The sequence below is a fragment of the Alteromonas sp. R7 genome (genome assembly GCF_055755235.1).
The window spans coordinates 141,934-164,299 of the sequence record NZ_JBVTQX010000008.1 but is presented as its reverse complement, the minus strand read 5'-3'; the positions used below and the strand labels follow the sequence as shown (position 1 = coordinate 164,299).

The 22,366-nt window shown below is 44.8% G+C and carries 16 protein-coding genes; 9 read left to right on the top strand and 7 right to left on the bottom strand.

The annotated features are described in order from the left end of the window. Positions 1-23 precede the first annotated feature (23 nt). Together AC0J2X_RS14385 and AC0J2X_RS14380 are read left to right on the top strand one after the other, a co-directional pair. Positions 24-1,199, top strand: coding sequence for an FIST signal transduction protein (locus AC0J2X_RS14385; RefSeq protein WP_472996153.1), 1,176 nt, complete (start codon positions 24-26; stop codon positions 1,197-1,199). After that, the gene (locus AC0J2X_RS14380) at positions 1,196-2,638 is read left to right on the top strand and encodes a sensor histidine kinase (RefSeq protein WP_014979053.1); all 1,443 of its coding nucleotides are present in this window, start codon (positions 1,196-1,198) and stop codon (positions 2,636-2,638) included. The genes AC0J2X_RS14385 and AC0J2X_RS14380 overlap by 4 nt, the downstream gene beginning before the upstream one ends. 24 nt (positions 2,639-2,662) lie before the next feature. On the opposite strand, the gene AC0J2X_RS14375 is transcribed toward AC0J2X_RS14380, so the two are convergent. Together AC0J2X_RS14375 and AC0J2X_RS14370 are read right to left on the bottom strand one after the other, a co-directional pair. Beyond that, positions 2,663-3,226 carry a phosphoribosyltransferase gene (locus tag AC0J2X_RS14375; RefSeq protein ID WP_014949139.1) on the bottom strand — a complete coding sequence of 188 codons (564 nt, stop codon included), beginning with the start codon at positions 3,224-3,226 and terminating at the stop codon, positions 2,663-2,665. A gap of 77 nt (positions 3,227-3,303) precedes the next feature. Beyond that, a complete protein-coding gene (locus tag AC0J2X_RS14370; protein ID WP_472996152.1) occupies positions 3,304-4,614 on the bottom strand; it encodes a lipoprotein-releasing ABC transporter permease subunit in 1,311 nt (436 codons plus the stop codon). Between the two features lie 192 nt (positions 4,615-4,806). Between AC0J2X_RS14370 and AC0J2X_RS14365 the strand changes: the two genes are divergently transcribed. From AC0J2X_RS14365 to AC0J2X_RS14350, 4 genes are all read left to right on the top strand, one after another. Next, positions 4,807-5,409 carry a PilZ domain-containing protein gene (locus tag AC0J2X_RS14365; RefSeq protein WP_014976255.1) on the top strand — a complete coding sequence of 201 codons (603 nt, stop codon included), beginning with the start codon at positions 4,807-4,809 and terminating at the stop codon, positions 5,407-5,409. 58 nt (positions 5,410-5,467) lie between these two features. After that, a complete protein-coding gene (gene mfd, locus AC0J2X_RS14360; protein ID WP_281715245.1) occupies positions 5,468-8,965 on the top strand; it encodes a transcription-repair coupling factor in 3,498 nt (1,165 codons plus the stop codon). Position 8,966: 1 nt separating this feature from the next. Next, complete coding sequence (locus tag AC0J2X_RS14355; RefSeq protein WP_472996151.1) at positions 8,967-10,718, top strand: CsiV family protein; 1,752 nt, start codon at positions 8,967-8,969, stop codon at positions 10,716-10,718. An 83-nt stretch (positions 10,719-10,801) separates the two neighbouring features. Further along, positions 10,802-11,317, top strand: a complete 516-nt coding sequence (locus tag AC0J2X_RS14350) for a cob(I)yrinic acid a,c-diamide adenosyltransferase (protein WP_472996150.1) — start codon at positions 10,802-10,804, stop codon at positions 11,315-11,317. A 47-nt stretch (positions 11,318-11,364) separates the two neighbouring features. Here the strand turns inward: AC0J2X_RS14350 and nagZ are convergent, their stop codons facing one another. Beyond that, positions 11,365-12,375 carry a beta-N-acetylhexosaminidase gene (gene nagZ / locus AC0J2X_RS14345; protein ID WP_014949133.1) on the bottom strand — a complete coding sequence of 337 codons (1,011 nt, stop codon included), beginning with the start codon at positions 12,373-12,375 and terminating at the stop codon, positions 11,365-11,367. A gap of 98 nt (positions 12,376-12,473) precedes the next feature. Here nagZ and AC0J2X_RS14340 point away from each other — a divergent pair, with 98 nt between their 5' ends. Both AC0J2X_RS14340 and ybaK read left to right on the top strand, forming a co-directional pair. Continuing rightward, on the top strand, positions 12,474-14,876 hold the full coding sequence (locus AC0J2X_RS14340) for a penicillin acylase family protein (RefSeq protein ID WP_472996149.1): 2,403 nt from the start codon (positions 12,474-12,476) through the stop codon (positions 14,874-14,876). Further along, positions 14,873-15,343: a Cys-tRNA(Pro) deacylase gene (ybaK, locus tag AC0J2X_RS14335; RefSeq protein ID WP_156078231.1), complete on the top strand. Its 471-nt coding sequence runs from the start codon at positions 14,873-14,875 to the stop codon at positions 15,341-15,343. Before AC0J2X_RS14340 ends, ybaK begins: the two co-directional genes overlap by 4 nt. A gap of 28 nt (positions 15,344-15,371) precedes the next feature. On the opposite strand, the gene AC0J2X_RS14330 is transcribed toward ybaK, so the two are convergent. The 4 genes from AC0J2X_RS14330 to pheS form a co-directional block, all read right to left on the bottom strand. Then, positions 15,372-15,917 carry a hypothetical protein gene (locus AC0J2X_RS14330; protein WP_156078230.1) on the bottom strand — a complete coding sequence of 182 codons (546 nt, stop codon included), beginning with the start codon at positions 15,915-15,917 and terminating at the stop codon, positions 15,372-15,374. Positions 15,918-16,031: 114 nt separating this feature from the next. Next, positions 16,032-16,331 carry an integration host factor subunit alpha gene (gene ihfA, locus AC0J2X_RS14325; RefSeq protein WP_014949129.1) on the bottom strand — a complete coding sequence of 100 codons (300 nt, stop codon included), beginning with the start codon at positions 16,329-16,331 and terminating at the stop codon, positions 16,032-16,034. 3 nt (positions 16,332-16,334) lie between these two features. Continuing rightward, positions 16,335-18,722, bottom strand: coding sequence for a phenylalanine--tRNA ligase subunit beta (pheT, locus tag AC0J2X_RS14320; RefSeq protein ID WP_348671096.1), 2,388 nt, complete (start codon positions 18,720-18,722; stop codon positions 16,335-16,337). Between the two features lie 14 nt (positions 18,723-18,736). Further along, positions 18,737-19,717: a phenylalanine--tRNA ligase subunit alpha gene (gene pheS / locus AC0J2X_RS14315; protein WP_012518127.1), complete on the bottom strand. Its 981-nt coding sequence runs from the start codon at positions 19,715-19,717 to the stop codon at positions 18,737-18,739. A gap of 384 nt (positions 19,718-20,101) precedes the next feature. Here pheS and AC0J2X_RS14310 point away from each other — a divergent pair, with 384 nt between their 5' ends. Continuing rightward, positions 20,102-21,979: an acyltransferase family protein gene (locus tag AC0J2X_RS14310; protein ID WP_462555460.1), complete on the top strand. Its 1,878-nt coding sequence runs from the start codon at positions 20,102-20,104 to the stop codon at positions 21,977-21,979. Positions 21,980-22,366: the final 387 nt, after the last annotated feature.

Sequence of the window (22,366 nt, the reverse complement as noted above, 5' to 3'; positions counted from 1 at the left end):
TATGGTTGAGTGGTAAAGGCCGAATGTATATACAAACATTTTCGTTGGAGTGTAACGACGCACCTAGTATGGCGTCCGAAATAGATAGGTTATTTAGTGAAAATACACCTTCACTCGTTATTGGCTACGGCAATGCAGACTTACCTTTTAACGAGCTTCAACATGGCCTTAGCGCGTTTACCGCGCCTTATTTCATTTCCAGCTCTTGTTTAGGAGCGCTACTTTGCGACGGCAGTACCGTTGACGCGGGGTGCCAGTTAGCGCTTTTTTGTGTGAATGACGATGGTGGAGCCTACGACGTTGGAAGTGCAGACGCCTCCTGCTACAGTGCCTTTGAAGCTGGCGCCATCGCGTTACAAAATGCGCTAAACAATGCGGGAAGACCTTATGAAAGCCCAGCGTTAATTTGGTGTGCGTTGCCGCCAGGAGAAGAAGAAAGAATACTTGAAGGTTTCGCCAGCATTGTAGGGACTCAAGTTCCTATTTTTGGTGGTTCAATGGCAGACAACACGGTTTCAGGCGACTGGACAACCGTTACAAAAGATGCGTGCGGACCACACACTGTGGTAGTTGCAGTTATGTATCCCTCTACTCCATTAGGGGTGAGTTATAGCTCAGGATACAAGCCAACCGATACCCTATTTAAAGCAACGAAAGCGAAAGGACGCCAACTACAACAGCTTAACAATAGCGGTGCAAGCACCGTTTATAACAAAGCGACCAATAACCTTATCGCTCAACAGCTATATGGCGGTCAAATTTTAGGACTAACATCGTCAGCACCGCTAGGCAGACCAGTAGAATTAGACAACGGTGCGGTGAATTACCTTCTGTGCCACCCCGATTCTGTCGATGAAAGTGGTGCACTACATGTTTTTTCAGAAGTAGAAGAAGGTGAAGAGTTGGTGTTGATGGAAGGTAGCATTTCTAGCCTTACGTCTCGTGCAGAGCGTGTGATAAACAATGCGGTTATGTTGCTGCCCGAAAATAGAAAGCCTGTTGGCGTACTAATGATTTACTGCGCAGGATGTCGCTTGATGGTTGGAGACGAAATTAATTTCATGCTGAATTCGCTGCAAGAAAAATTTCCAGCATTACCTATTTGCGGCCCGTTTACTTTTGGCGAGCAAGGGCGCTTTTTAGATGGCAAGAACAGACACGGCAACCTTATGATATCAGCGGTAGTGTTCTCTCAATGAATAAAGATTACGAAAATGTTTTAGAAGATCTAGCGCTTGTTTACCGCCTTAAACAGCAGGCTGAGGCACATAAGAAGGAAAGCGATGCTTTGCTAGAAGGCACTCGTGTGTTACTTACCGCAGAGGACGAACAAGACCTTTATAAAAAAATGTTTAGTGTGTTCAAAGGACTATATAATTATCAAGTTTGCTTTGTTCTCGAGAACGAAAGCGCTGGCAAAATGAGGTGCATTAACAGCACCCATCCACCGCTACTTAACACCGTATGGCAAATCGATGACACACTCTCCCGCGCGGTTAAAAGTGAACCCATAGCACTATTCAACATCAAACAGCAAGCGACGTGGCAACGCCACCTATCCTTATTCGACACGCCCGTCACCTCTGTACTTTATTGTCCATTTAAAGTACATCAGCAACACGCAGTTATTGTGTTTTGCCATCAAGCACTGGGTTATTACACCCAAGAATTTGTGGATATGGCTAACAGATACCGTACCTTTACCGAGCAAATGGCCATGGGGATGCAGGCTAAGTTAATGGCGCTTGAAACGGTGAGGTTGAAAGAAGAAAAAGCCATTGTAGAAAAAAGCCTTATCGATTCAGAAAAAATGGCATCGCTAGGTTTGCTTGCCGCTGGTGTTGCCCATGAAATTAATAACCCTGTTGCTTTCATTAATAGCAACATTCACTTTTTACGGAACGTGCTGCCTGCGCTATCGCAAATGCAAGACATCGTCTTACAATTGGCGGCTAGCGCAACCGACGATGAGAGGCTGAAGGTAGCTGAAGCTGCGAAACAGTGGAAGGTTGAAAATAAGATTGATTCATTAAGCGACGAAATTGCAGATATTTGCAGCGAATCAGAGGAAGGCCTAAATAGAGTTACAGACATTATCACCAGTCTTCGCTCTTTTTCCCACGATGCAGATATTCCCGATGATGAAACCGTAAACGTGAACGACTGCATTGCTCACGCCTTGCGATTAGTAAACAGTGAATTGAAGCACCGAATAAAGATTCAACAGCACCTAAGCGATGTGCCTTTAATTAAGGGAAAAACAGGAAAATTAAACCAAGTATTAGTCAATTTATTCGTAAATGCTGCGCAAGCGATGGAAGATGGCGATAAATTAACTATTTCTTCGTTTGAAGAAAAAGATCACACCGTCATTACGGTAAAAGATACGGGCTGCGGTATAGAAAAGCATGCCCTTCAAAAGCTCTTTGAACCGTTTTACACCACCAAACCAACCGGCAAAGGCACTGGATTAGGACTTTATATCTCGTTCTCCATCGTTGAAGCGATGGGGGGAACCATTAGCGTAGAAAGTGAAGTAAACGTGGGCACCACATTTACCCTATCTTTTCCAACAAAGTTGGAAGATAAAAAAACCGCACAAGCGTGCGGTTTAGATACGTTTGACAGCAACTCCTAGTCGCTTATATCAAGCAATTACTCACTACTTTTTGAACAAAATGTCCATAACGTCAGCCAGCTCGCCTTTGCCTTCACGAATTTCTTCTTCCGACAAACCCGCAATTTCATGAGGGAAAACTAGCCATTCATCACTTTCGTTAACGTAATAATCTGGCACGATGTCTGTTGTGTTGTTTTGCGGCTTGTACCACGGACATGCAATGCGAATATCTTTAGGCATGTTCAAACGCATTAGTTTATTAATTTGCTTAATAAGTGCATCTACGCTGCGGCCTGAATCGAAAACATCATCAACAATCAACAACTTGTCATCAGCATTCGCGTTTTCTACCAAGTAGTGTAATCCGTGTACACGGATCTCTTTCGATTGTTTGTTTATTCCGTAGTAAGACGATGTACGTACTGCGATATGGTCGGTTGACGTATTCTTAAATTCAAAGAATTCTTGAACCGCGATACCAATGGGAGCACCACCACGCCAGATACCAATAATAAAGTCAGGGCGAAAGCCGTCTTCATACACCTTTGCCGCTAGGCGAAAGGAATCCTGTAGAAGCGATTGCGAGGTGATAAAATTCTTGTTCATGACGTCTCACTGGGCAAAATTTAAAAGACCGCGAGTATAGTGAATTTTGCACTAACTTGCACGGTAAATTCAGCGATTTATTCGTTTTGGAGCGCTTGCGATGGTGCAATTTTCATCGCTTTGCGCGCTGGATAAACGCTGGCTAAAACACACAGTAGCAAAGACAGCAAAGCAATGCCTGCAATTTGTACAACGTCCATTTCAATTGGCAGCCCTCTACCGTCTGCCGCTAAGGCTAACGGCGACCCGATAAGGTCCAAAATGTTATTTAATTGGAGCGTAATCACTACGCCTAATACTAGACCAATGCCTGCGCCTTTAATGCCGTTAAACAAACCGTTTAACACAAAAATCCACATTACTGAACTGGGTAACATACCTTGAGTTTGGAGTACTGCGATATCGCCTTGTTTTTCCGTTACCACCATTACCAGTGCCGAAACGATATTAAATGCCGCTACCGCGATAATAAGCAGCAACATGAGTGTCATCATGTTCTTCTCCATCTTGACGGCATCAAATAGCGGCCCCTGACGCTCACGCCAAGTCTTCATATTATTTACAGAGACACCCACCCTATCGGTGAGCGCGCTAACAACTGCTTGATAGTTAAAAGCGTCATTTAAAAAGAGTCGAAGCGATTGTTCGCTACCTTTAGGATCTCGCATTAAGCGGTTCACATCCTTAAGATTCATATACATCACTTTGTCATCCATCTGCGAGCCCATATCGAAGACACCCACCACGGTTACAAGCCGTTGACTTGGCATTCTTCCAAAAGGTGTATACACACTTGCGCCTGCCACCATAACCCGCAATCGGTCTCCAACCCGCGCTTCAAGTTTAATGGCAAGTGAGCGCCCAATAATGGCAGCAAAACTCCCCTCAGTTAAATCGCTAAATCGCCCCTGTTCCATGTGGCTTGCTACCAAAGTGTGCTCAATCATTACTTCAGGTTGAACACCGTGAACCTGAACACCACGCAAGTCCGAGCGAGACTGCACTACTGCTTCAGCTTCCCTGTAAGCCATAGTGGCAACAACGCCTTCGATGGGTGTCTCGCTAATTTCTTTTAAAGTCACTTCCTGCGTTTTTTCTGCAGTTTGCGTGGGTGTCTCTGTAATTGCGTTTTCGTTGGATGTCTTGCTAGGGTTCTCGCTTATGATGGGTGTCTTTGTAATTTCAATATGAGGGACAATGCCTAAGATGCGCTGTTTTAGTTGACCTTCTAGGCCGTTCATAACAGACACAACGATAATCAGCGCCATCAATCCCAGTGCAATACCGGCCACTGAAAATCGATTAATAAATGAAACAAAACTGGTTTGGCTTGCTTTGTTAGACTTGGCATAACGATAAGCAATGAATGCAGAAAGAGGATAAAACATAGCGCCTTGCTTTTCAGTAATACGGTAATCTGCCTTATGTTTAGCTATGCTTAATGAATGAGAAATTCAGATAAGTAGCCCAAAGACGAGATGACGGGTTAACCCCAAAATAGTAAAGTGAGTATACTACGTGTGATCGGTATACTACTTATAAGTTACTAACTGCACAAGAATTAGTGGCAGAGGAATGATGTGAGCGAACTTAGCCTAGAACAAAAAAAAGCCCAATTCGATGAATATTTTTCAATCGCACATCGCATAAACGCCAATATGCGCCCGTTAGGTGAAGACGAAGTAGTGCCTGATGAAGAAAACTTAGAGGAGTCGATGCCGTATGCATTTCGCATTGCCAGCGAAATGGCCGCTATTGAAGCACAGGCAATTCGTCCGCTTCGCAATCTAAGTGATCATGCTGAGTCGCTGGCTGACTACTTAAACCATCAGTCTCGAAAAATTGACTTGATGATGTCGTTCGTTTTGCACCAGCAAGACGAGCCAGAGTTTCGCTTCAAAACCGTAAAGCTCGGTGGTGGCGGTGTGGTCATCGAGTCAAAAGAAGCATTGGATGTGGGCGCCAAAGCGGAACTTAAACTTTTCTTGGATGCCGAAGCTGCAGCAATATTTTGTTTTGGCGAAGTAATTACTTGCGAGCAAGTAGAAGACCGTTACCATATCGCCTTTATTTTTAACACCATTCGAGAGCAAGACCAGGAGCTTTTAGTTCGCGCTAGCTTGCATATTCAAACGCAACAGCTAAGAAAGCGGGCAAAAGAAAAAAAAGCGGGATCTGAATAGACCCTAACATCAGTATATAAGCCGTAAAATTCATCTTGCACTTAAAAAACAGGACGTCATGACAGCCACTTTATTATCGCTTCCATTACCTGCGCCTAAAAAAGAAGCCTCATCACAAGATCACAAACACTGGGGCCAACTTCAAGGCAGCAGTGCCGCACTATGTATCAGCCAAGCACTCAGCCAATACAAAGGCCCTATTGTACTGATTACCGCCGATACACCGTCGGCAATGAAGCTCGAAAAAGAAATAGCCTTCTTCTTAAGCGATAATACAAAGCATACACCTATTACTCTGTTTCCAGATTGGGAAACACTGCCCTACGATTCGTTTTCGCCCCATCAAGACATTGTTTCTCAGCGATTAGAAACCCTATTCCGCTTTACACAGCAAGGCGAAGGCATATTCATAGTGCCTGTTAACACGTTAATGCAGCGTTTAGCCCCTACCGATTATTTAGCAAAGTATTTGCTTATGCTAAACAAGGGCGACACCTTAGATAGAGATCAGTTCAGACGCAATCTCGAGCAAGCCGGCTACCTGCATGTTAGTCAGGTAATGAGCCACAGCGAATTCTCGGTGCGCGGCAGCATCATCGACCTTTTTCCGATGGGAAGCGACCAGCCATTTCGAATAGACTTGTTTGATGACGAAATCGACTCCATTCGCTATTTCGATACTGAAACCCAACGCTCTGGCGAGGCTGTTAACGAAATTCGCTTGCTACCAGCACGAGAATTTCCTACAGACAAAGAGGCAATCACGCTTTTCCGCCAGCAGTTTTTAGAAAAGTTCGACGCAAACAATGCATCTGAAAGCGTATTTTCTCAGGTAAGCAAGGGCACCATGCCGAGCGGTGTGGAATATTATCTTCCCCTCTTCTTTGAAAAAACCGCTACGCTTTTTGACTATCTTCACCCTAAAAGCCTGCTATTACTTCACGGTGATGTGCAAGACGCCAGCGAGTTTTTCTGGGCCGACGTACAAGAACGTTACGAGCAGTATCGTTATAACTTAGCCCGTCCACTGCTTGCACCAGACGAGCTGTTTTTACCTATAAATGAGCTATTTGGTGCCATAAAACAGTGGCCACGTGCATCCCTTTCCAGCAAGGTACTTGAAGAAAAATCAGGTACTAGCAACCTTCAGTGCGAAAAGCTTGATGATATTGCGATTAACTCGCAGAAAAAAGTACCTGCTGAAAGACTCATTAAAACGGTAAATCAAGCCACTGACAACGGGGCTAAAGTACTGTTTTGTGCTGAAACCCAAGGTCGCCGAGAGGGCTTGCTTACGGTACTTGCCAAAGCCGGCATCAAGCCAAAGATTGTTGATAGCTTTAGCGATTTTATCGCAAGCCACGACGCCATTGGCATTACCGTGGGTATGGTTGATAACAGTTTCCGCTGGCAAACTCAGGAAGGCGAGCTGTTATTCATTACCGAAACCGAACTATTAGGGCAAAAGGTAAGCCAGCGCCGCCTTCGCGATAAACGCACTGCCACCGACGAAAGCGCCATTATCCGTAACCTGGCCGAACTTTCTATTGGTCAGCCTGTGGTGCACCTCGATCACGGTGTTGGCCGTTATTTGGGCCTTCAAACGTTGGACGCGGGCGGCGTAGCAACCGAATATTTGTGCATTGAGTATGCCAAGCAATCTAAGCTTTACGTGCCTGTGGCGTCGCTTCACTTGATTTCACGCTACACTGGTGGCGATGCCGACAGCGCACCAGTTAGCGCCTTGGGCTCAGACGCATGGACAAAAGCCAAGCAAAAAGCCGCCGAAAAAGTTCGTGACGTAGCGGCTGAGCTTTTAGATGTATATGCCCGCCGCGCAGCCAAGCCAGGTTTTGCTTACAAAATAAATTGGGATGACTACCAAGCCTTCTCAGACAGCTTCCCCTTTGAAGAAACACCCGACCAAGCCCAAGCCATCGCTGCGGTTATGCACGACATGGGCAGTCCATCGGCTATGGATCGCCTCGTTTGCGGTGACGTAGGTTTCGGTAAAACCGAAGTTGCCATGCGCGCGGCCTTCCTTGCTGCTAATGCTGGTAAACAGGTGGCTATTTTGGTGCCCACTACCCTACTTGCGCAGCAACATTACGAGAACTTCAAAGACCGTTTCGCGGCATGGCCGTTTGAAATTGAAGTCATGAGCCGTTTTGTAAGCGGTAAAGCGCAAAAATCTGTGGTTGAGCGGATCGGCGAAGGCAAAGTAGATATCGTAGTAGGCACACATAAACTGCTGTCTAGCGATATTAAATATAAAGACTTAGGCCTTGTGATCATCGACGAAGAACATCGCTTTGGCGTGCGTCAAAAAGAGAAACTTAAGTCATTACGTGCCGATGTTGATATCCTTACCCTAACGGCAACGCCTATTCCTCGTACGCTTAACATGGCGTTATCAGGCATGCGCGACTTATCGATTATTGCCACAGCCCCGGCGCGTCGTTTATCAATTAAGACTTTTGTGCAGCAGCGTAATAAAGCCGTTATTCGCGAAGCCATTATGCGTGAGATACTGCGCGGCGGTCAGGTTTACTTCCTTCACAACGAAGTGGATAGCATTGCGCGAACGGCCGAAGAAATCGCTGAAATCGTTCCCGAAGCCCGTATTGCAGTGGGTCACGGCCAAATGCGCGAGCGTGAACTTGAAGGCGTAATGAGCGACTTCTACCACCAGCGCTACAACGTACTTGTGTGTACTACCATCATTGAAACAGGTATCGACGTACCAAGTGCGAATACCATTATTATGGATAGAGCCGACCATTTAGGTTTAGCGCAGCTGCACCAGCTTCGTGGTCGTGTGGGTCGCTCGCATCATCAAGCGTACGCCTACTTATTAACGCCTCATCCAAAGCGCATGACCAAAGATGCAGTAAAACGTTTAGAAGCAATATCGCAGCTTGAAGATTTAGGTGCAGGTTTTGCGCTTGCTACCCACGATTTAGAAATTCGTGGTGCCGGTGAGCTGCTAGGCGACGATCAATCGGGGCAAATAGCGAGTATTGGTTTCAGTTTGTATATGGATATGCTCGATAAAGCCGTTAACGCGCTTAAAGAAGGCCGAGAGCCATCATTAGACGACGCGACCTCGGGCCATACCGAAGTTGAACTGCGTATTCCAGCCCTATTGCCTGAAGACTATATTGCCGACGTTAACACTCGCCTATCGCTATACAAACGTCTGGCCAGCTGTACGTCCCAAGACGACATTGATGAATTCCAGGTAGAATGTATTGACCGCTTTGGTCTATTGCCAGAGCCAGCTAAAAACTTAATAGAAGTGGCTGAAATTAAACTAAAAGCCCAGGCGTTGGGCATTCTAAAAGTAGACTTGTCGGCCCAAGGCGGTACCATAGAGTTTAAAGAAACCACTAAGGTTAACCCAGGCTATATTATTAGTTTGGTGCAAACCAAACCAAACACCTTTAAGTTTGAAGGAAGCCAAAAACTGCGTTTGGTGAAAAAGACCGAAACAGCTAAAGAGCGCATCGCGTTTATTAGCGATATTATTGCCGATTTTGCAAAGGAGTCGCGGTAACATGAAGTTATCTCGCTGGTGCCCGTTAGTTGCATCAATAAGCGCCGTTCTCTTAACGACAATTTCAACTGCAGCTAACGCCAATGACAACTGGTGGTTCGATGTGGAAGTTATTGCGTTTAAGCGCAACGTGGCACTAACTGAGTTAGAAGAGCAGTTTTCTTTGGCTGACAACTTGTCAGCCCCTCGCGCTCAGGCAGACATCATCAGCGATATCATCTCGCCTGATATAAGCTATCTAAAACAAGGGTTAGCCGTTTGCGGCGCTGATACCTCGGTTAAGTGGCCTAGCAACGGACTTTTGAGCGTGCCCGCAAAAGATGTAGATTTTTTGTCGCTGCCTAAAGATAACAGTGCGCAGTACGGTGACATGTCTCCTAGCTCTTACTCTGAAGAAGCGGGCTATGGATATAATGAAACATCCGGCTTAACAGCCAATGAGCCATCTCCTACACCAGACGTAGCGAGTCAGGCACAAAGCGAAACCATTGATGGCGATGAGTATGGCGCTACTTATTCTTCAACAGACTCCGAGTATAGCGTTAGCCTTGACTACTCAAATGAGGGGATCATCACTGACGACGTCACACCCGCTCCTGATGCTGCAACCATCGCCAGCTATTGGACGTCATTCTTCGGTGTAAAAGATTCCTCACCTGTCACGGTGCCTGTATTTAAGTACTGTGAAGAAGCGAAGCCATGGCTTAGCGCTGAGGTAACCACTGCACTGAACGTTGTTGTTCCAGGCGACGACGAACTAAACTCAGGCGTTTCGATAAGCGAGAGCAAGTCTAGAAGCAGCGCGCTTCAACCTGTAATCGTATGGAAGGTGAATCAGCCGGATAATAGGCTACCCGCTCCAGCAAGTTTACCTATTATCATTGAAGGACACGACTGGCCGCTTGCGTCAAAAGCGCATCTGCTTACCAGTAATCAGCAAGCACTGTCTTCAATTTCTCGCCAAATACGTTCTAATCGCGAGCTAGAGCGTTTGTTTCACGCAACCTGGCGTCAGCCAGTTATGTTTGGTAAGAACAAAGCTTTCAACGTGCGTCTTTATGGTGGGCAAAACTACGCGCAGCAGTTTGACTTGAACGGTGATATGCGAGCTCCAAAACACGTTGATAATGTAAACAATGAAACTGACGATTCCGCTCCAGAGTTTGGTTACGGCTCCACCGCCGCTCTTACTGATAATGATGCTTATAAAAACACATCGAGCACAGATGAAAACAGCCTAAGTGGTGTAAGTACTGCTTTTGAAGCTGATAAAACTGCAGCGCATGGCACTGATCAATTTCTTGCTGTTTCAGATATTTTTGCCGATTTGGACCGCCGTTTGTCAAACCCACAGGCTATAGAGTATGGCGCATTTAAAGCGCTTGATACGCCGATGATTGTAGAGCAAGGTGAAGATGACACTACCGATGCTTCATTAAGAACCCCCATTTGGGAAATTGACGGCACTATCAAAGTATTTCTTAAATATATCAACCGCGTACCTTACCTTCATGTAGATGGCGAGATGTTTTATCGCCAGCCGGTACCAATGAGCTACTTCAGCAGTGAAGATGACAGCACTGGTAATGCTGCTAAGCCCCGTCAGGCGACATCAACAGCGTACAAACTGGTTTCAGTTCCGTTAGCTGAGCAAAGACGTGTAATCAGTACGCAACTGCATTATTTCGACCACCCGCTGTTTGGTTTTGTAGTACAAATTCGTCGCTACAATCGCCCTGACGTTAGCGAGTGATTTGAGTAAACGCTTAGTGTAAGTGCTTTGGTTTTAAAGGCAAAAAAACAACATTTGCGATTGATAGAGAGATATAGGTTTTTATGAAGATTTACACTCGCACTGGTGATAAGGGCAGCACGCAAATTTACGCTGTCAAAGCCGTTCGTGTAGATAAGGATGATTTAGTAGTACAAAGCTACGGTGATATGGACGAACTCAATAGCCATATCGGACTACTAGCAGCGCATGTTACTGACAAACATAAGCCAATGCTCCAGGATATTCAGCGCAACCTGTTTCAAGCTGGCTTTGCTATTTCAGCAAGCTCAACGCTGACGCAAACTGATATTGAGAACCTAGAAAGCCTTATAGACAATATTACCCGTCAAATGCCGCCTAATACGTCGTTTGTACTGCCTGGCGGAAGTAAGGCTGCTGCGCAGGCTCATGTTTGTCGTGCTGTGTGCCGCCGAGCTGAACGTGCTGTCATTAGCCTATCTAAACATTATGACGTGCCAGAAGTTGTACATGCTTATTTAAATCGCCTGAGCGATTTTCTCTTCACTTTTGCGCGATTTATGAATGTAGAAGCTGGCGTAGACGAAGTACCAGTATAAGCAAACGGCATTAAAAAACAGAAAATGAAAAACGGTAGTTATAAAAACTACCGTTCGCTTAAACGCTTCACCAGCTCAACCGCACTGTCGTATTTATCATTAAGCCCTACTGGCATAATACGATCGTAAAGCGCCATAACGCGCTCTTGCTTTTGTAAATCGTTGTGAGACGGATTAGCAAAGCGCATTTCCAATCCATCAAGGATAGTCTCAGCCCCTTTCGGATTGTTGCACGCAAGTACCATGTCGCAACCTGCTTCCAGCGCTGCCTCAGCACGCTCAACGTAACTTCCCGCAACACTTGCGCCGTGCATAGACAAGTCATCAGAGAATACTGCGCCGCCATAGCCTAGATCCTGTTTAAGGATATCCTGCAGCCATTTAGTTGAGAAACCCGCAGGCTTATCGCACACCTGATTATAAATAACATGGGCAGGCATAACGCCATCAAGCAACGCACGCTCAATTAAGCGTTCAAAGACCACCATATCGGTACTGCGTATCTCATCAAATTCGCGTTCATCGACGGGTAACGCTACATGAGAATCTGGCGCTACACTGCCATGCCCAGGAAAGTGCTTTCCAATAGCTGGCATATTTACAGCTTTTAAACCTTGGATTAAATGAGCGGCAAGGCGAATAACGTCGTCTGCATTGTCTGAAAATGCCCTGTCACCAATAACTTGCGATACACCATTTATATCAAGCACCGGTGCAAAGCTAAAATCGATGTCTAAGGTTTTAAGTTCATAAGCCAATACTAATCCACACGCTTTTGCGTATGCAGCACTTTCATCTTGATGCTCTGACTGCCTTAAAATATCGCCCATTGCAGGTATGGCAGTAAAGCCTTCACGAAAACGCTGAACGCGGCCTCCTTCATGATCGACGGCGATCAGTACTGGACGCTTTGCAAAGCGTCTTATATCTTGAACCAGCGCAGAGAGCTGACGTTTATCATGATAGTTGCGGCTAAATAAAATAACGCCACCCACTACTGGATGTGTTAACTTTTCCTTTTCTTCAGGCAGAAGTTCTTCGGCCTGACAATCCAACATTAATGGCCCCACGGCACCGCCTTAGTATGTGTCATAAAACATCACTTCAATTTTGCAAGTTCTGTGGTTAGGATAGAGAAAAATAGGGAGTTTTACACGTGATAAATTGGTTCAAGTGGTTGGTTTTAAGTGTTTTAGCACTGCTTTTTTTAACGGTACTGGGATTGTACATCTCGCTTCGTATGAGTTTGCCCGCACTTGACGGAAATAGCGCCACCTATCACGTAAACGCACCTACTGAGCTAAGCCGTGACGAACTAGGCCAAGCTGTTATTAAAGCTAACGATATTTACGACGCAGTCTATGCACTGGGTTTTGCGCATGCTCAAGATCGCTTTTTTCAAATGGATTTACAGCGCCGCGCCGCATCGGGTAGTTTATCACAATGGGTGGGCGACATTGCCCTAGATATCGATAAGAAAGCCCGCTTTCATCAATTTGAGAAACGAGCAAAAGCCGTATTCGATAACCTTCCCTCAAAACAACAAGAACTACTTGTACGTTACGCCCACGGCGTAAATGACGCATTGTCTGAGTATACGTTGCCACCTTTTGAATACCTAGCTGCAGGCGTTGATATAAAACAATGGCGCCCCACCGACAGTATTCTTGTGATTTACAGTATGTATTTGGATTTACAAGGTAGCCAAGTAGAGCTTGATTTAGCAAGAGAGGCATTGCTTTCAACATTTGGGAATGATGTATACAGCTTCATTACTCAGCCGAGTAATTATCAGGCAGCGCTTGATGCCAGCGAGATACCACTGCTTGAAGCACCTATTCCAGAGTACCCTGCATCGCTACGCCCAATTACTCACTCACCAGAAGATAGTAATGGCGAGAGCATTAAGCAAGAGCCTGAAGACGCGACTACTCAGTACTTAAACGATAACGACAATACTGCGATCGCCCGTGCACAATATAACGGTACTGAGCTTCCTGATATTGGTAGCAATAACTGGGCGGTGACCGGGAGTCACACCACGACAAGCGCAGGCCTTTTAGCAAACGACATGCATTTAGGCTTGCGGGTTCCCATCATCTGGTATCGCGCCCAGCTTAACTATCAAGAATCGGGCAGCGATGTACAAGTAACCGGGGTTTCCCTGCCGGGTATTCCCGGCATAGTTGTAGGCACCAACGGCCATATCGCTTGGGGTTTTACCAATGCAAATTTAGACAATGTAGATTGGATTGAACTAGGCGAATCGACGGCCACAAGTACGGTAACAGAGCGTATTCCTTTACCTGATGGTGAGCACACATTTGAGTTTGAAGTAAGCTCGTATGGGCCAGTGAAAGAACTCAATGGCAAGCGCTATGCGCTTAATTGGGTAGCGCATCATCCGTTTGCTGCGAACTTGGGAATAATAAACTTCGGCAATGCAAAAAATGTCCAAGCAGCGATAAAGATGGGCCAACGCATTGCTATTCCCACGCAAAACCTCGTGATTGTTGATGAAAGCGGCAATGCGGCTTGGCTTCCTGGCGGCGCAGTTATGGAAAGGCAGCAGGCTTCATTCACTGCTATAAAAGAACAAGAAGCAGTAAACACACCACCAAAGCGCGCATCAAAGCTTCCCATGGTTTTAAACCCCGATATGGGAAGAATATGGACTGCAAATGCTAGAGTAATTTCGGCTGATGACTTCAAAGTCTGGGGCGACGGTGGTTACGCGCTAGGTGCTCGCGGACAACAAATAAGAGACCGTTTATTTGAAAAAGACACCTTTACTGAGACTGACTTTTACGCCATTCAGTTAGATAATCATGCCCGCTTTCTTATTCCTTGGCAGCACCTTTTGTATGGGCTGCTCAATATGCAAGACATTGAATTTAAACCCGACCTCGCTTACCTAAACACATGGGACGAATGCGCATGTGAAGATTCGGTTGGCTACACGTTAGTTAAGCACTTTAGGCAGGAAGTGGTACAAACCCTTTTTGGAGGCGTACTTTCAACGTTAGACCAACAAGGTGTAAACAGCCGTACACTCTTACGTGGCATTGAACCTGCTGTGTGGCAACTTATTCATAGTCAGCCTGACTCTTGGCTACCTAACGATACTGAAAGCTTCGACGAGCTACTTGTAGACGCTTACAGGCGCGCCAAACACAAGCTGTTAGACAAGTATTCACCAGCAGAAGCTAATATGGAAACATTAGCCTGGGGCAAGGTGAACGCACTTTCTGTTAAACATCCATTTGCTGATCAAATTCCTCTAGTTGGTGATATGTTAAACATGCAACAAGTAGAAGGTTTTGGTGATACATACATGCCTGCTGTACAAGCACCTAGTTTTGGTGCCTCTGAGCGACTATTTGTCAGCCCTGGCCATTTAGAGGATGCCATTCTAACACTACCTGGCGGACAATCCGGCCACCCACTGTCAAAATTTTTTACAACTGGCTTTAACGACTACGCAACACACGCAGCTACTCCTCTGCTGCCCAGCCAGCCGATACGCAGCCGAACATTTTACAAAAAAGAGGTTGAATGACACCTGCAATCACTTTGCTTACTAAAAAGCGTATCGCTCACAGCATTTTAAAATATGAACACGACGCAAATGCGGCGTCATACGGGCTAGAGGCGGTTGAAAAGCTAAACCTTAATGCGGATACCGTTTTTAAAACATTGGTAGTGAGTACAGACAATAACAAGCTTGCCGTGGCCGTGGTCCCTGTAAACACCAAACTTAGCGAAAAGAAAATGGCTAAAGCGTTAGGCGTTAAAAAGGTAGAAATGGCGCAAGCAAACGCGGTAATGGTTGCAACAGGCTATGTGTTAGGTGGTGTAAGCCCTTTAGGGCAAAAAAAGCGCTTAGCGAGCGTTATTCATTACAGCGCTGAAAATCTGCAAACTATTCACGTAAGCGCTGGAAAACGAGGATTGGAAGTGGCACTCGCCCCTTCTGATCTAGCTACGCTCACTAGTGCTAAGTTTGCAGATATTTCAGTAGATTGAACAAAGATTGAGATAGAGCGTTACTTGGCTACTTGCTAGCCTGGGCTAACCATTGCTCACGTGCTTCTTTAAGCGCGGCTTCATCAGGCTGCTCGCTTCCTGAAATAGCGACAGCAATTTGTTGAATGATAGCGTCACGCTTTTCAATCAGCGCATCAGTACGAGCAAACAAGTCCTTGGCTTCCGGATACTGCTCTTTAAGCGTTTCTACCTCTTCCAACGCATAATAACGCGCTTCAAACGCTTCGTTGTACAGCTGGCGTTTGGCATTAAAAATTACGTAGTCTTTAGCGGTCTCAGAATTAAGATAATCCATATCTTCAGATGACAGGTTGGCAGCCTGCCCTACTTCACGGGCTTGTATCATCCAAGAATCTACTACTTCGATATTCCCATCTTTCACAGCCTGCTTAACGCCTTCCTGCAAATCGCTAGCGTGAAGAATTTCCATGACTGTGATTAGCGGAACTTGCGCTGCGTCTTGGTCTCGTTTGTCTGCATCTAGCGACAGATAAGCAAACCATGAAAACGTAGCAGCAACAATAATAGCAAGAACGACAAGTGCTTTCTTCACACTTTCCTCCAAAGAAATTGCATATGAAAACCAGTGCGACGGCACTGTATAAAAGAAGCAATACAAAAAGAGCGAGAGACCCCGCTCTTTTTCAGTATTGTAACGACCTAAAGATTATTGGTCGACAGGTGCAGAGTTTTCAACTCGGCTTTTCAATTTTTGACCCGGGCGGAATGTAACCACACGACGTGCTTTAATTGGAATGTCTTCACCGGTTTTTGGATTGCGGCCAGGACGTTCATTTTTATCACGCAGGTCAAAGTTGCCAAAACCTGACAGTTTTACTTGCTCACCAGATTCCAGAGCGCCTTTAATCTCTTCGAAAAAAAGCTCTACCAGATCCTTCGCATCACGCTTGTTAATGCCTAGTTTCTCGAATAGGTGTTCAGCCATCTCGGCTTTGGTCAATGCCATAGTTTACTCTCTTAACGCGGCCCCAAACTCAGATTCCAGACCTTTAACCACAGTATCTACAGCTTGCTGAATCTCAGCTTCTTCCAAGGTTTTATCCGGATCTTGTAAATGAAGTGACAAAGCAAGGCTCTTATAGCCAGGCTCAATTCCCTTGCCTTTGTACTCATCGAACAAGTTTAGAGCAACTAGTTGATTTACGCCAATATTTTCTATGTAAGAAAGAACATTCCCTACACGCACTTCATCTTTAACCGTAATAGCAATATCACGGCGATTCGATGGGAAGCGCGATACTGGTACGGCTGACGGTAACTTGCGATCAGTAATGGCATCTACCACTAGTTCGAACACAAATACACGGCCGTTAACACCAAGCAATTTAGTGAACTGCGGGTGTATAGCACCAATATAGCCAACTTCTTCATCATTAAGCAAAATTTTTGCCGTCATGCCAGGGTGTAACGCACTGTGTTGCCCTGTAACGAACTGGAACTCACCGGTTCTGCCTGTAAGTGCCAATAACGCCTCAACGTCGGCTTTTGCATCGAAGAAATCAACCGGGCTGTCGCCCAAGTCCCAATGTTCTTCATTACGACGCCCTGCTACTACACCACCAATTACTTGCTGTTGCAATACACCATTTGGCGCATCTTGTTGAGGAATAAAGCGTAATCCGGTTTCAAACATGCGAACACGTTGTTGCTGACGCTTCTGATTATAAGCAGTAGCACCAACTAATCCCGGCCATAAACTTACACGCATTACCGACATATCAGATGAAATTGGGTGTGGTAACACCATACCTTTTACGTCTGGGAATAATGCGTTTTGAATTTTAGGGTCTACAAACGAATAGGTAATTGCTTCATTGTAGCCACGGCTTAGAAGCAATGACTTCATTGTGTTTAACGGAAGCTTGGCTTCTTGCGAAGGCAGCATTGCCAACGTCGCTTTTGGTGCCACGTTTGGAATGTTGTTGTAACCGTATACGCGCGCAATTTCTTCAATCAAATCTTCTTCAATTGAAATATCGAAACGATAGCTTGGCGCAACCGCTTCCCAGCCAGCTTCGGTTTGCGTTACGTCTAAACCAAGGCGGTTTAGCATTTCGGTTACTTTTGCATCGTCAATGCTAATGCCTAGTACGCGAGACAAACGTTCGCGACGAAGCGTAACCGTAGCCTGCTTGGGTAGCTTGTCTTCAGCCACTGCTTCAACAACAGGGCCAGCTTCACCACCGCAAATTTCTAGTACCAGTGCAGTAGCGCGCTCCATGGCTTTACGCTGAAGCTGTGGGTCTACACCACGCTCGTAACGGTGCGACGCATCGGTATGCAAACCGTACTGACGGGCACGGCCCATAATCGCATCACGGCTAAAGAAAGCACTTTCAAGTAAAATATCTTGGGTTTCGGTGGTAACACCAGAATGTAAGCCGCCGAAAATACCTGCCATAGCTAACGCTTTGTTGTCATCAGCGATAACTAAAGTATTGCTTTGTAACTTAGCTTCGGTTTCGTCAAGTAGCGTAAGCGTTTCGCCTTCTTTTGCCATACGCACGTTAACGTTGCCTTCAATGCTAGCAAGATTAAACGCGTGCATTGGCTGACCAAGCTCTAGCAATACAAAGTTAGTCACATCAACAATAGGGTCGATGCTGCGAATGCCGCAGCGACGCAGCTTTTCAACTAGCCATAGTGGCGATGCTGCTTTAACGTTAACACCCTTAACCACACGGCCCAAATAGCGCGGGCATGCGTCATCAGCGCTTAGCATAATTGATAATTTGTCATCAATAGTTGCGTCTACCGCTGCTACTTCAGGTTCGCAAACGTCAAGGTTATTAAGCACGCCAACTTCACGGGCAATGCCGCGAATACCCAAGCAGTCTGCACGGTTTGGTGTCAGGTCAACTTCGATTGCGTTGTCATCAAGTCCAAGGTAATCGCGAATGTCTGCGCCAATAGGTGCATCGACTGGAAGCTCGATAATACCATCGTGGTCGTCGCTAATACCTAGCTCAGAGAAGCTACATAGCATACCGAATGACGGCTCGCCGCGAAGCTTTGCTTTCTTAATTTTAAAGTCGCCTGGCAATACAGCACCAACAACAGCAACTGCTACTTTAATGCCCTGACGGCAGTTAGGCGCACCGCAAACGATATCAAGTAGCTCATCGCCACCTACGTTTATTTTAGTTACGCGCAGTTTGTCGGCGTTCGGGTGCTGACCACACTCAACGACTTCACCTACTAGCACGCCTTTAAAATCGCCTGCTACTGGCTCAACACCGTCTACTTCAAGGCCAGCCATGCTCAACTGTTCAGACAGCTCATGTGCCGACAGCGACGGGTTAACCCACTCTCTTAACCATTTTTCACTGAATTTCATGTGTACTCTCTGCCTTAGTTGAACTGCTTAAGGAAACGAAGATCGTTTTCAAAGAACGCGCGTAAGTCGTTAACACCATAACGAAGCATAGTTAAGCGCTCTACGCCCATACCAAAGGCAAAACCTGTGTACTCTTCTGGGTCGATACCTACCGCTTTAAGTACATTTGGGTGCACCATGCCGCAACCCAATACTTCAAGCCACTGACCGTTTTTACCCATAACGTCTACTTCAGCTGAAGGCTCAGTAAACGGGAAGTAAGACGGACGGAAGCGAATTTCTAGTGACTCTTCAAAGAAGTGATGTAAGAAGTCGTGCAAGATACCTTTAAGATCGGTAAAGCTGACATTCTTATCAACCATCAAACCTTCCACTTGGTGGAACATCGGCGTGTGTGTTTGGTCGTAGTCGTTACGATACACGCGGCCTGGCGAGATAATACGCAATGGTGGCTTTTCCGCTTCCATAGTACGAATTTGAACACCAGAGGTTTGCGTACGAAGCATCATGTCTGGGTTGAAATAAAAAGTATCATGGTCTGCACGCGCGGGGTGATTCGCAGGAATGTTCAGCGCGTCGAAGTTGTGAAAACCATCTTCAATTTCAGGGCCAGTTTTAACTGAAAAGCCAAGCTCGCCAAAGAAAGACTCAATGCGTGCAATCGTGCGGCTAACCGGGTGTAAGTTTCCTGGCTTTTCTGTGCGACCAGGCAAAGTTACATCTACTGCCTCTTCTGCTAGCTTCTTGTTAAGCTCTTCAGTGCGTAAAAACTCACCTTTAGCAGAAATAGCTTGCTGAATAACCTGTTTAGCTTGGTTAATCTTTTGGCCTGCGGCAGGACGTTCTTCGTTAGATAACTTTCCAAGCCCTTTAAGTAAGTCGGTAAGTTTACCTTTCTTACCCATGAATTCGACCCTAACTTGGTCTAATGTGGCTGCATCTTGTGCAGCGTCAATCTGGCTTTGTGCCTGATTGATAATAGCGTCAAGCTCCATGTTTTCCTCAATTTACATGATGACTGCATGGCCAAAGCATAGGAAGAATTATTCTGCGCGCTAAGGCTTGCCTGAAATAAAAGCGGTAGTTTACACGAGTGACTGACATTACCGCTACCCTATATAGCTGATAATGGCTAATTTTTATCTCAGCCTTAAAAATTCTATTCTTCACATCACATTTTTAAAAACGTCATACAAACGATACAGACTAAAGCTAATCTAGCTAAGTGAGTCAAAAAGTGTGGCTTCATACTTGCATTCACAAAGAACTTAAATGATAAGCACGGGTATTGTCAGAAATTATTAAGACCGCACTCAACCATGCTTTAAATCTTGCACTTAACAATATTTCTTTCAAACACTTTATAGAAGCGCAACATAATGAAATTTAGGGAAGACATTAATGCTCTGCGAGCGATAGCCGTTATATCTGTTGTTATTTTTCATTTTAATCATAAATGGTTACCTGGTGGCTTTGCAGGAGTAGATGTATTTTTTGTGATCTCTGGTTTTTTGATGACCATGATTATAATTAAGGGCATTGAAAGAGAGAGTTTTTCGACTATTGATTTTTACAAAGCTAGAGTACGAAGAATTATCCCGGCTCTAGCCGCACTTTGCTTCTTTTTAATAGTCATTGGGCTATTTTTACTTCCACCAATTGACTATCTAAACTTAGGCAAGCATTCAGCAGCGAGCTTAACTTTCGTTTCGAACATTGTGTACTGGACGGAATCAAATTACTTCAACCCTGACTCTAACGAAAAATGGCTTCTTCATACATGGAGCCTCTCCGTTGAATGGCAGTTCTATCTAATTTATCCACTAATTTTAGTCTTTTTGAGAAAGTTTCTATCGATACACAAAATCAAAGTACTCATTTTAGTTACCACCATTTTGGCATTTTGCTTTTCGATATTTGTTACTGCGAAATCAAGCAGCGCAGCATACTTTCTTTTACCTACTAGAGCTTGGCAAATGCTAGCTGGTGGATTGGTTTTCCTATACCCCATTGCAATAAAAGATAATTTCAAAACTCCGCTACAGGTAACTGGCTTGTTTTTAATTGTCTTGTCATTTTTTGTTTTTTCTTCTTCAACACCATGGCCTGGATACGCATCGATAATGCCGATTGCGGGGACGTGTGCAGTGCTTATAGCAAACAACGGTAACTCTCAGCTTGTTAGCAACCGATTAGCTCACTTATTCGGCAAGTGGTCATACTCTATTTATCTCTGGCACTGGCCAGTGGTAGTAGCTGGATATTACTTTGAACTAGGGAGCTATTGGTGGGTTATTGGCATGCCTTTATCGGTGTTTCTTGGCGCTCTTAGCTTTACATTCATCGAATCTAAGACTTTAAAAGACTACCGACTTGAAAGAGCAAGGTATTGTCTTCAACCATTGCAGTTTGCTTTTCTATCTATGGCTTTTGGGCTATCTATTTTCTACACGAATGGATTCTTGTTTCGCCTAACTCCAAGTAATCAACTACTCGTTCAATCAGCAATAGAAGCAAAAGAGGACTGGAACTACCCAGAAGCGAATTTGGAAATAGCATCCCTAAAAGTGAGATTTATTGAAGGTAATTCTGATAAAAACATCTTAGTTTTAGGAGCGAGTCATATAGAGCAGCTCTATCCATATATTGAAAGTTTAGAAAACGAATTCAATGTTTACTTCCTCACTCAGAGCGGTTGTTTTGTAACGCCGTCGATGAAAAATCCAAAATGGAATTGCAACAACTTACAAGACTACAAAAAGTTAGTCGAAAAAGTTAAGTTTGAAAAAGTAGTAACATCGTTCTACAGCTTCGACTCATATCTTCCGCGAGAGAGAGTTGAGCGTGAGCGAGAAAAGAACATTAGAATTAGCGAATACGATGAGTTCATAGCTTTTTTGAAAGAAAAAATAAGATACGTTTTTGTGTTAACTGGTGAGCCTAAAGGAATAGAGTTTGACCCTATAATAGCAGTTCGAAAAAACCTACCAAGCAGCATACCTGAAGCTTCAGTCCGCTCGAAATATGCTGAACATGAGGATGCTCTCAGAAAATTAAAGCAAATAAATGATATCGAAATAATCGATCCAATAGCACATTTATGCAAAGAAGGAGTCTGTAACACGAGAGACGAAAAAAGAGGCTTTTTCTATCGAGATAATAATCATATGCGCCCATGGTACTCGATACAAGAAAATGTCTATCTAGAGCCCATCTTTACAAAACAGCAAAGCTATATAAAGGCAAGTAACCCATAAAAATTTTATAGATTTTAAATAGATAGTTGCCTTGCTGCTTTGATACATTGCTAGAAAAAGTACGATGGGACTTAAGCTGACAATTTTTTGTTAAAAACAGTGAACTTGAGTTTTAAGCGGTCATCATATGTGAAAGCACTAAACAGAGTTTAGTTGGTCTTATAATAGGTATATTTGAAAACGCATTGGGTATAATGCATCGTTTTACCAATAGCTCTAGATAGGCTTTCCAGTTTTTATAAGCTTATGCACGCACTGTGGACCGACATTTTCACTTTTAATTAAATCGGGGTCGAGATTCTCTAGCTCGTAATCGCAACCTAATGTAAAGATCTAATTCCTTACCTTGTTCCGTAAAACAACTCATATTACCGTTATCTATGTTGT